Here is a 12,109-nt window from a genome sequence, read left to right as displayed (position 1 = left end):
CTCGCCGCGTCACCGCCGCCGGCCGCACCCGCGCGCACGGCCGTACGCCCCCCGCCGGCGCCCACCGGCCTGCCCGAGCCGGCCGCGACCTTCGCGCGGATCGCCCGCGAATTCCGTCCGCTGCCGGCCGTGCCGTTCGCGATCTCGGTGCCCATCGGGCTCACCGCGCCCGACGACATCTGGCGCCGGCTCGGCAACCGCCTGCGCGCCCGCGGCGCCGGTGCCCCGTCCGGTTATACCGATCCGCAAGGCGCGCTGCCGCTGCGCGAAGCGATCGCCGACTACGTGCGCCGCTCGCGCTCGGTACGCTGCAGCGCCGATCAGGTCGTGATCACGAGCGGCACGCAGCAGGGGCTGCACCTCGCGAGCCAGGTGCTGCTCGGCGCGGACGATTGCGCATGGGTCGAGAATCCGGCCTATCGCGGCATTACCGCGCTGCTCGAAAGCACGGGCCGGCGCGACGCGATGGTCCGCGTGCCGGTCGACGCCGACGGCATCGACGTCGAAGCCGGCATCCGGCTCGCGCCGAACGCGCGCGCCGCATTCGTCACGCCGTCGCACCAGTACCCGCTCGGCATGCCGATGAGCATGGCGCGCCGCAATGCACTGCTCGCGTGGGCACGCACGCATCGCGCATGGGTGGTCGAAGACGATTACGACAGCGAGCTGCGCTACGAAGGCTATCCGTTCCCGTCGCTGCAGGGACTCGATCCCGAGCGCGTGGTGTATCTCGGCACGTTCAGCAAGATTCTGTTTCCGTCGTTGCGGCTCGGCTACGTGATCGTGCCCGACGATCTCGTGCCCGCGTTCTGCGGCGCGCGCGTGCTGATGGACCGCCATGCGCCGACGGCCGACCAGCACGTGCTCGCCGCCTTCATCGCCGAAGGGCATCTCGACCGCCACATTCGCCGCGTGCGCGGCGTCTATGCGGCACAGCGCGCGCTGCTGATCGACACGCTCGGCGCGCGGCTGCCGCGCGAACGCGCGTGGGTGCAGCCGGGCGATCAGGGGATGCACGTCGTGCTGTGGCTCGCCGAAGGGATCGACGATCTCGACGTGGTCGCGCGCGCCGCGCAAGCAGGCGTCGCGGTGCGCGCCGTGTCGCCGATGTTTGCGCCGGGCACCGCGCGGCCGGGGCTCGTGCTCGGCTTCGGCGGGTTCGATCGCGAACGCATGGAGGCGGCCGCGCAGCGGCTCGCGGAGGTGGTTTCGTCAGCGCAGTCGCGGCCGCGCAAGCCGTAAAAGGTGGTCGGCGCACGTGTGTCGTGTGCCGGGACCATCCGCGCCCCTGCCGCGTTGCCCCGCTTCGTGCCGCCGCTCCGGGGCGCGTGACGCCATGACTCAGAGCGCCCGCAACGTCGGCACGCACGCAGCAGGATGTTCAGCGCACGGGCGGCTCCCAGGGGGCGGTCGTGAAATGGTCGGCGAGATAGTCGAGCAGCACCGCGACGCGCGCGGTACGCAGCATGCCGGGCGGCGTCACAAGGTTCACGTTGATGTCGGCGATTCGCCAGTCGTGCATCACTTCCTCGAGTTCGCCATGCCGCAGCGCATCGACGACCAGGAATTCGGGCTGCAGCGCGAGGCCGTGCCCGGCAACCAGCGCGGGCAGGATCACGTCGGCGTTGTTGGTGCGGATGCGTCCGTTCACCGCTACCGAGAATTTGTCACCCGACGCGGTGTGCCGAAACCGCCAGCAACCAGACGTCGGCAGATTCGTGTAGGTGAAGCAGACATGCCGCTCGAGATCGCGCGGGTGAGCCGGACGTCCATACCGGTCCAGATAGGCCGGCGAAGCGACGAGCGGCCGGCGGACCGCGCAGAGCCTGCGAAAGCGCAGCGTCGAATCGTTCAGTTCGGCAATCCGGATCGCGACGTCGAAGCCGCCCGGAACGACGTCGATCAGATGGTCACTCAGCATGAGATCGACGTCGACGTTCGGGTAGCGCTCGAGAAACGCCGGAAGCACCGGCGCGAGATACCGGAGACTGAACGACATCGGCGCATTCACGCGCACGAGGCCATGCGGCTCCAGCGCCTGAGCGGATGCCTCGTTCTCGATGAACTCGGCATCCGCGAGCAGCCGGATCGCACGGTCGCGCAGCAGATCGCCCGTCGGAGTCAGCGACAGCCTGCGCGACGTCCGGTACAGCAGCATGGTGCCGAGCCGGTTCTCGAGGCGTGCAATGGCCTTCGATACGGTCGACTGCGACGTGCCGATCAGCTCGGCGGCTTTTGCGAACGAGCCGGTTTCCGCGACGCGCGCGAAGATGGCCCAGGCGTCGAGATCAGGAAGGTGTTGCATCATGGAAATGGAATCGATGGTTGTGTGCCTGCGCGCTGGCCGGCACGATCCAAACGCAGTCGTCGACTGCACTTGCCGGCCGGCTCGTCATGCTGATTGACGCGCAGGCGATCGCGCTCATCGAGTCGTCTTTCGAATACTCGTCACGTGAGGAAATGCTTGCGAGCGCAACCTGTTTCACGCTCGATCTCATTCTTTTCAACGGACACGTCACTACGCTCGAGCGTTCGCACTCGATCAACGACGTGTGGGGACAGCGTCGGCAATTGGCGAGTTCAACACGACCGCGCCCGATACCCGGCGCTTATTTCACAGGCATATCCGCGAGCGCCGCCTGCGGGTGCTGATTGATGAAGATCGGCTGGCTATTCTTCGGAGTGGGTAATTCATGTTTCCGATTGCTCATGAAGAGTGCAGTCCTTTGAATCGGAAAATGGGAGACCGGCCTCGATCGTGCGAACAATGAACGCCCGGTGCGCATTGCGCTGGCATTACGGTAGCCGCGCCGACACATTTGACACGTATTCGTGTCGAAATAACACCGAAGAAACGGAATTGAACCGATTCGAATTAGCGCTTGCACTTCGTGCGCGACGAGTTCTCTCGCGTTCGTGCAAACGCTCGCCACGTTTCCAGGGGATCGACGGAGCTGTGCGCGTCACCAGTCGGTGATCGACGAGCCCCGCATCATGCACCCGCGCTCCCGTCGCTTCTCGCGGGTTTTACGCAATCGGCGCGCCGGCGTCGGCTCGCCACCCGCACTGACGATGCCGCGCTCGTATCCGAGCGCGGATATCGGCTCGCGCGGGTGGACTCGCGACACCCGGCAACGGCGATTTACTGCTTCGCTACCGAAAACGCGTAAAGCTTGTGGTTGTCGCCGGCATACGGCAGCCCGAGAATCTTGGTGTGATAACCGGATCCCCAGTAGACCGTACCGTCGACGATCGCGGCACCGGACACGACGGCGCCGCCGCTCTCGAAGCTCCACTTGATTTCGCCGGTCGACGCATCGAGTGCATACATGTTGGCGCCGCTGCCCGCCAGCGAACCCGCATACACCACGCCGTTAGCCTCGGACATCGCAACGGTGTCCATCATCTGCTGCGGATCCGCGGTGCGCCAGAGCACCTTGCCGGTTGCAGCGTCAACCGCGGCCCAGATACCGCCCTTGGTCGTCTTCGTCCCCGCGGGCGAATTGACTGCGACGGACTCGTGATTCAGGTTGCCGATCGACACGTAGATGCGTTTGCCGTCAGCAGCCGTTCCCCACAGCATGCCGCCGAGCAGGCTGCCGGGGCCGACCTGGGTATGCCAGACGACCTTGCCCGTCTTCGGCTCGAGCGCCCAGTAGACTCCGCTCTTCTGGCCGGCACCGAGCAATGTGCGCTTGCGGCCGCCGATGGTCGTCGTGTAGAGGTTCGGCCCCGAGCCGAAATCGTAGTCCGGGCCGTCGTCGTGGTCGTAGTTCGTCGACATGTCGGCGGCCAGCGTACGGGTGGCCCACGCGATCTTGCCTGTCTTCAGGTTCAATGCAACGAAACTGTCGATATGATTGTCCGGTACGGCTGCCTTGCACTTCTCTTGCCCCGGATACCGGCACACTCCTTCCGGAACGGTAAAGTTGTTGCCCGTGGTCACGTACAGCAAGCCGGTTTCACGATCGACGACCGGCGTGTTGCCCCAGACCGAACCGCCGGTGTAACCCTCCGGAACCATGTACGTCTTCCACAACAGCTTGCCGCTCGTCGCGTCGAGCGCCACGACGCTGCCGCGATACCGGGGCGTCTCCTTCAACGCCTCGGCGCGAGACGATACGCCGACGTAGACGATCCCGTTGTCGATAACCGGCGAACTCGTAATGATGGCCGACTTGTCCGTGTCGACCTGCGTGCGCCACAGCGGCGCGCCGTCTTCGGCCTTGATGCCCAGCATGTAGGCGCCGCTCGGATTGTTGGCGAGCTGCGTGCCCTGGCCGATCACCAGCGTGCCTTTCCAGTACGCAGGGCTGGTACGCGACGCATCGTTGGGAATCTCGCTGTAGTCACTGACCTTCCTGTGCCACTTGACCTGTCCGGTCGCGGCATCGACGGCCCATAGCGAGCCGCCGAAGTCGGGCACATAGACGACGCCGGCGACGACCGTCGGCGTAGCGGACACGTTACCGTCCGTATCGACCGACCAGCGCGGCGCCAGTTTGGCCACGTTGTTCAGGCCGATCGCGCGTTCGCCCGCGGCGCTGCGGGTATTGTGCAGATTCTGCCCGCCCATCGGCCAGTCTCCCGCGCTTTGGGCGGCAGCGGGAGCCGCAGCGACGAGGCTGCTCACGAGAGCGACGGCCGTCGCGATAGCCGGGGTGCGCCAGGATAGCGGCGAAGCGCGCCGATCTGCGTCTTGCCTGTTCAACACTCGTATCATTTTCAGTTCTCCATAAGACAGCGATAGAAAATCCCAGCCTTGCCACTGTGCTCACTTTGGTGAGTCATCGCATTCAAAAACGATCGATCATGCCGATCTGTACGCCGCGCACCAGCGAGCCGGGCCACGATGGCGGAAGCCCGGTTACGTTGACGCCACGCAGCGTGAAGGTCGCGTTGTTACGATTACGCAACCAGCCTGCACTCGCGTAGAACTGCAACGTCTTTGACAGCCTGTAATCGCACATCGCACTGAACTGGTCCGCGTTGTTGTCCGTTCCGGAACGGTCGCGCACGTACGCATAGCCGAGCGACGCATCGAGATTCGGCGCGAACGCGTAGCGCAGCGATACCGCAAAACCGTCGTTGTGATAAACCGGCGCATTGCCGCCCGACGCATTGAACCAGTCCGCAAACAAGGTGGTTTTGTCGATGCGATACGACGCGCCGGCGAGATTCGCCCGCAATGCGCCGCTGCCGTGCGTTTGCTGATGCCCGTAAGCGAGCCGCACCGGCCCGTACTGGTACGACACTGTTTCGAAGTTGCCCGCGAGCCCGTTGCCGTCGTTGTCGCTCGCCGCACGCAGCGACATCATCACCGTTGCGTCGAAGCCCGCGATTTTCGGTGACAGGTAGGTGATCGCATTACTCGCGTAGGGGGTGATCTTGGAGAAGTTGTTCAACCCGGACGCAATGGTTCCCGCGCCGAATGCATCGATCCCGCCTTTGAAGGGGATATAGATCGGCGAATATTGCCGTCCGACGCGCATTTCCCCCCAGGGGCCGCCCGCACCGATCCAGGCCTGGCGGTTGAACAGCGTGCCCGCCGTATCGAGCGTGCCGTTGGTCGCGCCAAATCCGTTCTCGAGCACGAACAGCATGTTCGTCCCGCCGCCGATCGGCTCGCTGCCGCGCAAGCCGATCCGCGAACCGCGATACGCACCCGAGTCCATCCGCGCCGCCCATCCCGCCCCGGGGTTCGTGATCTCGATACTCGTATCGATGACACCGTACAAGGTCACGGATGCCTGCGCCCACGCGAGAGACGGAGCAACGAGCAAGGCGCCCAGCGCACCGCACGCCCGCGCCCGTTGTCGAAAAACCGGACGAGCGCCGCTGCGCCGCTGCCGGAACCGCTTGACGCCGATCATCGATACTGTCTTCATCTATCGTTTCAGAACGTGTGCATCACGCCGACATACGTCGTGACCTGCGATTCGCCGTCGAGCGGATTGGTGGTCGGCGTCGTGCCCAGCGGAGTCGCGAATACCGAAAAATCCGAGTGACTCCCGTTACGCACATAACCCACCGTGCCGTAAAGGAAGGTGCGCTTGCTCAGGTTGTAGGTCGTGCCGAGCGCGTACAGCGTCGCATGGCCGGCAGGATCGTGCGTCGCATCGCCGCTGCCGCTGCGCACGCGAACGTAGTAGCCCGCGCCCGTCACCGACCAGCGGGAATTCGCCTGCCACGTCGCACCGAGCCAGAAGTGATCCGCGTTGTCCGCGAGGCCGGCCGGCGTGTCCGGCGCCGAATAGTGCGTCCAGGCGGTCTGAATCGTGAACTTCTGGATCCGCACGTTTCCGCCGACGAAATATTCACGGGAGCTCGTGAAGACATTGGTGAACTTGCCGGTCGAATCGCGCAGTTCGTCGTACATGCCGCGGACGTCGAAATACGGCGAGCGGTACGTCAGCATGACGCCGTCCGAGCGGCCGAACTCGCCCGACGCACCATTGTTGAAGCTGCTCGCCTGATTACCGAACGCGTATTGCGCCTGCACGTCGAAGCCGTGGAAAACCGGGCTGTGGTATTCCACGTTATTGCTGGTCTGCTGCCAGTTGCGTCCGCGCACGAGGGATGCCGACGACACCGCCTGCTGCACGAACGGGTCGAACGCCCACACGCCGTCGCTATCGATGAACAGGTTGCGCCCGGCCTGGAGTTGCCCCCACGTATCGTCTTTCAGTCCGACGTAGGCGCGCCTCGAAAAGAGCCGTCCGCCTCCCGTCGTACCGTTCATCGTTTGCAGCGCGGTTTCGAGATTGAATACCGTGGACAATCCACCGCCCAGATCCTCGTTGCCGCGCAGCCCCAGCATGCTCGTGCCCCAGTCGCCCCCCTCTGCGCTGAAGCGCGTGCCGGTTCGACCCGGTGCCGTCGTGACGTGGTTCAGGTACTCGAGCCCCGCGTCGACGCGGCCATACAGCGTCACGCTCGTTTGTGCCCACGCGGCCGGCATGAGCCCCCCCAACAACACCGCCACCGAGATTCTCTTTCTCATCGCGCTCTCCGATGAAAGCCGCCCCGGCATTCATCCCATATTTATATCGCTATCGTCGACGACGGATCATCGTTCGATTCATTTTGCATTGCTAATAATGAGCGGCACGCTTCCGCTGACAAGCCCGATCCGGGATCAACTGCCTGGCGCCGGTTGAAACGGCAGACCGAACCGGCTTGCTATGCGAGCGAGTTGTACGCTGTTGTCCGCGCCGAACTTCTGGCGGAGCGTCGACTGATGGTTGGCCACGGTCTTCCGGCTGATGCCGAGTTGCTCGGCGATGGCGAGCAATGTATACCCCTGGATGAGCAATCCCATCACCTCGAACTCGCGCGCCGAAAGCGCGCTGCCGACTTGTCCTTCCCGAAACGCATCACTCGCGTGCAGCGCCTGTGCGACGTCGGGACTCAGGAATCGACGGCCGTGCGCCACTGCGCGAACCGCATCGACAAGCACGTCGGGTGCACTGGACTTGGTCACGTAACCGAGCGCCCCCGCGGCGAGCGCGCGGCGCACGAAAATCGCTTCCTCACGGACACTGAATATCAGGATATGCGCCGCGCGCTCGCGCGCGAGCATGCGACGGATGGCCTCGATGCCACTCGGGCCCAGCAGCGACACATCGATCACGACCACATCGGGCCGCAGCGAGCAGAACGCGTGATAGGCCTCTGCCGCAGTCCTGGCTTCACCGCATACGTAAAGGTCCGATTCGAACGCGATCAGTCTCTTGTAGCCTTCACGCACAACCGCATGGTCGTCAACGAGCAAAATGGAAATGCGTGGGGGCACGTGGCGGGCCTCGTGTATCGAAATGTCCGACGTGTGCGCGTTTCGTCGACACGTCACTGAGCACTGCAATCTTGCCCCGTTTTTTCCCGGCCGGAAATGCAGATTATGGAAATGCATCCATTCCATTTATCCTTTCTAATTCATTTCATTTTCATGAAAAACGAAGGAAAACGTAATATTTCGCCTCCGGTCCATGATAGTCAGAACCGTTGAAATCGGCGCCCGCGGACGCATCGGCTCGGCGACGACCTGGAACGTCGCGGCCTGGTGTCCGATACGCCCCGACGACATACCGTTCGTCAGCAGCGGCGCGAGCAACATGCGGCTCACGAATCGACCTTCATCGAAACCGGTTCGAATCATTCGAGTGCCGACACGAACGGCAACATCGTCGTCCGATCTGGCGACCGCATTCCCGGCATTCCCGGCATTCCGGCCAACACCATGAAGCTGCGGCGCGTACGGAGCTGGCCGGCCGCGATTCGTCGGCGGAATCGCGGCCGTGCGCGCGGCAAAAGGTTGTCCGCGGGCAACAAACGTAATCGTCTGTAAATCCTGCAAGCAAACGGGCTTTTTGGCCACAGGCGACGCTGCCCGGTTTGCTAGGATCGCGCCTTTTCCGACCGCGCTGCTGCCGCCGTGAATCGCTTCGTGCCGTTTCTTCGCAACCTGTGGCTTCGCTGCCGTGACGGCGCCCGCGCGCTGGGTGCCGGCGCGTGGCATCGCCTGCGCCATCCGACGCGCCGTGGCATCGCGCTGACGCTCGCCGCGATACCGGTGCTCGGCCTGCTGGTCCTGCTCGCGTTCGTGCCGTTCACGCCGAGCATCGGCGACATCCGCAAGGCGCGCATCGACCGCCCCGCACGCGTACTGTCGGCCGACGGCCAGCTGATCGCCGAGTTCCGGCCCGTCAATCGCGAATGGGTGCCGCTCAAGCAGATCTCGCCGCACATGGTCGACGCGCTGATCGCGACCGAGGACCACCGCTTCTATGCGCATCACGGCATCGACTGGCGCCGCACGCTCGCGGCCGGGCTCCATACGTTCTCCGGCAGCCGCCAGGGCGGCTCGACGATCACGCAGCAACTCGCGCGCAACCTGTATCCGGACGAAGTCGGCCGCGCGCCGACGCTCACGCGCAAGGTGAAGGAGCTGATCACCGCGTTCAAGATCGAGACGGTGTACAGCAAGGACGAGATCCTCGAGACCTACCTGAACACCGTGCCGTTCCTGTACAACGCGTACGGCGTCGAAATGGCCGCACGCACTTATTTCGGCAAATCGGCCGACCAGCTCGACATCGTGGAAAGCGCGACGCTCGTCGGGATGCTGAAGGGCAACAGCTACTACAACCCGGTGCTCAATCCGGAGCGCGCGGTCCAGCGCCGCAACATCGTGCTCGGCCGGATGGCCGCGATGGGGATGCTGTCGCCGCAGCAGCTCGCGCAATTGCAGCGCCGGCCGCTGCGCGTGGACTTCGAGCCGCAGACCGCCCAGCCGGGCCCCGCGCCGCACTTCGCGGTGCAGTTGCGCAAGTGGCTGATCGCATGGGCCGACCGCAACAACTACGACCTCTACTCGGACGGCCTCGTCGTGTACACCACGCTCGATGCACGGCTGCAAGAGATGGCGACGCAAGCGCTGACCCGGCAGACCGAACGGCTGCAGGCGATCGCCGACAGCGCATGGCGCGGCCCGTCCGGCTGCGGCCTGCGCAACGACCTGTTCCGCGGCTTCATCCGGCAGACGCCCGACTATCGCGCGGCGCGCGATGCTGGGCTCGCCGATGCGGCGGCACTGAAGCAGCTCGGCGCGAATCGCACGTTCATGCGCGCGCTGTGCGAGCGCAAGACGCAGGTGCAGGCCGGCTTCGTCGCGATCGATCCGCGCAACGGCGCGATTCGCGCGTGGATCGGCAGCCCCGATTTCGGCAGCGAGCCGTTCGACCACGTCGTGCAGTCACGGCGCCAGCCGGGCTCGACGTTCAAGCCGTTCGTCTATGGCGCCGCGTTCGCGGACGGGATGCGGCCCGGCGATACGTTCGTCGATCGCCCCGTCGCGATCCCGGTCGACGCGCACGCGGTATGGCGTCCGACCGATGCCGAGCCGCCAACCGACGCGCCGATGACGCTGCGCGACGCACTGGCCCTGTCGCGCAACCGCATCACCGCACAGGTGATGCAGCGCGAAGGCGCGGCCCGGGTCGCGCAGCTCGCGCGCGCGATGGGCGTGCGCGACAGCCCGCTCGACGCGGTGCCGTCGCTCGCGCTCGGGACGAGCCCCGTCACGCTGAAGGAAATGGTGTCCGCGTACGGGACCATCGCGAACCGCGGCGTGTACGTCGCGCCGCAGATGATCACGCGCATCGAGGATCGCAACGGCAAGGTGCTCGCCGCATTCGGCAGCGCGCCGCCCGAACGCGCGCTGCCGGCGGCCGCGGCCCAGACGCTGGTGGACGTGATGCGCGGTGTCGTCGACTACGGGACCGGCGCCGACATCCGCTCGCGCTACGGCATTCGCGTCGACGTCGCGGGCAAGACCGGCACGACGCAGGACAACACGGACGGCTGGTTCATCCTGATGCATCCGCAACTGGTGGCCGGCGCGTGGGTCGGCTTCGACGACGGCAGCGTGACGCTGCGCAGCAACTACTGGGGGGCGGGCGCGCACAGCGCGTTGCCGATCGTCGGCTCGTTCTACGAGACGGCGCTGCGTGCGCGCGCGATCGATCCGCATGCGCAGTTCTCGCCGGACTTCCGGCCGCGCAGCGCACCGGCAAGCGTGCCGAAGCGGCGGCCGCACCCGGGGTTGTTCGACTGGCTGAAGATTTTCCGTTGATCGTGAAGCCGGCCGGCGGATCATGCCGGCCTTGCGATTCGTCGATTCATCGACATCGACGCGTCGTCGCGTCGTCGCGCAATGGCATCGCGTCAGCGCGCGGCCGCCGCCTTCAGCAGCCGCAGCATCTCCGGATCGTCGCCCGCATCGGCCAGCACCTTCGCGGTCGGCTTCACGCCGGCGCCCAACAGCCGTCGCACCCCCTCGACGTGATGCTCAATCACCTCGCCGCGAAGCAGCGTATCGCTCTGCAGCACCACCGGGTTCGTATCCTTCACGAGCAACGCGAACACCGACGCCGACACGGGCGGATTCAACGCGTCGGACAACGCGGCGTCGGCGAGGTGGTACGGATTGTTGTCGTGGATCTGCCAGCTCAGCGCGCCGCTCGCGTGCAGCTTGCCGAGCGCGGCGAGCGCATCGGCTTCCGGCAGTTTCACGAGTTCGGAGGCGAGATCGCTCGCCTGATCCTCGCGCCCGTCGCGCAGCGTGTCGGGCGGCGGCAGGTTCGGCACCAGCAGGTCCAGCACGAGCGCCTGCCGGCGCGCGTGGTCCGGCGACGCCTTGGCATCGGCATTCGAACGGTTGGCGTGCAGCAACTGGCCGGCCACGCGCCAGCGATCGTCGCTGCCGTGCTCGTCGCGCGGCACCTGATGCGCATGCAGCATCACGTCGAGCCAGCGCCACATCGAATCGACGGTCTTCGCGTCGTTCGACGACACGCCGTCGCCGACGATCTGGTCGAGCGTCTGCCCGCACACGAATTCGCGCTGCTGCACCGGGTCGAGACCAGCGAAGTATTTGCGCACGCGATCCGGCAGCCCGTCGAAGTCCGCCTGGCTCATGTCGGGTGCATGATAGCCGGGGCACGGCCCCGTGCCGGCGATCTCGCGGCCCGGCACCGCCTTCGCGGGGGGCGGCGGCGAATCGCCGCCGCGCGCGACCGGATACAGCTCGATGCCGTCGACCTGGAAGCCCTGCTCCATCCGCAACAGCACGCCCGTGGTCGAATGCTTCGTCGTGAAATTGCTGCCCGTGACCGACGTGACCTGATACGGCGAGCCGATCGGCATCCTGATCAGTTCGCCGCCCGGCACGTCGAGTATGCATGCGTCGGCAGGCGGCTTCTGCGGGCCATCCATATCGAGTTCCGCGACGTGCGTCGGGGCGGTTTCGACGCTCCACCGGCCGGCGTCGCGCATGCGCAGCACGATGTCGCCGCCCACCTTCTCGACCCGCATGGTCGCGGGCTTGCCGGCGGCCGGCGCATAGTCGCCGAGCAGGCCGTCGCAGCCGCTGGCGGCACGCGCGGACAGCGACACGAACATCATCAGACAGAAAACGGGAATGCGCACGGCAGGGCCTCTCGAGGTTCGAATTGTTGTCGGAATGCCGGCGCGGGCGCGCGCGGCGGCGGCAGCGCGATCGAGTCGCCGCCGGACGCCAATATAGCGAACGCGACCGGTGTATGCCAGC

General features: G+C 65.8%; 9 protein-coding genes. 2 read left to right on the top strand and 7 right to left on the bottom strand.

Features of this window, described 5'->3' with window-relative positions:
• Positions 1-1,242, top strand: a 1,242-nt coding sequence (pdxR, locus tag BME24068_RS32940) for a MocR-like pyridoxine biosynthesis transcription factor PdxR (protein WP_244962180.1), incomplete at its 5' end; no start/stop codon positions are given.
• Positions 1,243-1,381: 139 nt separating this feature from the next.
• Here pdxR and BME24068_RS32935 read toward each other — a convergent pair.
• From BME24068_RS32935 to BME24068_RS32910, 6 genes are all read right to left on the bottom strand, one after another.
• Positions 1,382-2,305 carry a LysR family transcriptional regulator gene (locus BME24068_RS32935; protein WP_096507782.1) on the bottom strand — a complete coding sequence of 308 codons (924 nt, stop codon included), beginning with the start codon at positions 2,303-2,305 and terminating at the stop codon, positions 1,382-1,384.
• 837 nt (positions 2,306-3,142) lie between these two features.
• On the bottom strand, positions 3,143-4,576 hold the full coding sequence (locus BME24068_RS32930; RefSeq protein WP_203368178.1) for an outer membrane protein assembly factor BamB family protein: 1,434 nt from the start codon (positions 4,574-4,576) through the stop codon (positions 3,143-3,145).
• A 220-nt stretch (positions 4,577-4,796) separates the two neighbouring features.
• Positions 4,797-5,873 carry a porin gene (locus BME24068_RS32925; RefSeq protein WP_174928578.1) on the bottom strand — a complete coding sequence of 359 codons (1,077 nt, stop codon included), beginning with the start codon at positions 5,871-5,873 and terminating at the stop codon, positions 4,797-4,799.
• Positions 5,874-5,896: 23 nt separating this feature from the next.
• Entirely contained in the window at positions 5,897-7,003 is a 1,107-nt protein-coding gene (locus BME24068_RS32920) for a porin (protein ID WP_174928577.1), read from the bottom strand.
• 135 nt (positions 7,004-7,138) lie between these two features.
• Positions 7,139-7,921 carry a response regulator gene (locus tag BME24068_RS32915; protein WP_239008089.1) on the bottom strand — a complete coding sequence of 261 codons (783 nt, stop codon included), beginning with the start codon at positions 7,919-7,921 and terminating at the stop codon, positions 7,139-7,141.
• A gap of 9 nt (positions 7,922-7,930) precedes the next feature.
• Complete coding sequence (locus BME24068_RS32910) at positions 7,931-8,377, bottom strand: hypothetical protein (RefSeq protein ID WP_174928576.1); 447 nt, start codon at positions 8,375-8,377, stop codon at positions 7,931-7,933.
• Positions 8,378-8,434: 57 nt separating this feature from the next.
• Here BME24068_RS32910 and BME24068_RS32905 point away from each other — a divergent pair, with 57 nt between their 5' ends.
• The gene (locus BME24068_RS32905) at positions 8,435-10,633 is read left to right on the top strand and encodes a penicillin-binding protein 1A (protein ID WP_174928575.1); all 2,199 of its coding nucleotides are present in this window, start codon (positions 8,435-8,437) and stop codon (positions 10,631-10,633) included.
• 92 nt (positions 10,634-10,725) lie between these two features.
• Here BME24068_RS32905 and BME24068_RS35205 read toward each other — a convergent pair whose 3' ends face one another.
• Positions 10,726-11,988 (bottom strand): hypothetical protein, encoded by a 1,263-nt coding sequence (locus BME24068_RS35205; protein WP_239008090.1) that lies wholly within the window; start codon positions 11,986-11,988, stop codon positions 10,726-10,728.
• Positions 11,989-12,109: the final 121 nt, after the last annotated feature.

The organism is Burkholderia anthina (genome assembly GCF_902498995.1).
GTDB classification, from domain to species: domain Bacteria; phylum Pseudomonadota; class Gammaproteobacteria; order Burkholderiales; family Burkholderiaceae; genus Burkholderia; species Burkholderia anthina.
Note: the sequence above shows the minus strand (reverse complement) of the source record. Positions and strands in the feature narration are given on the sequence as shown.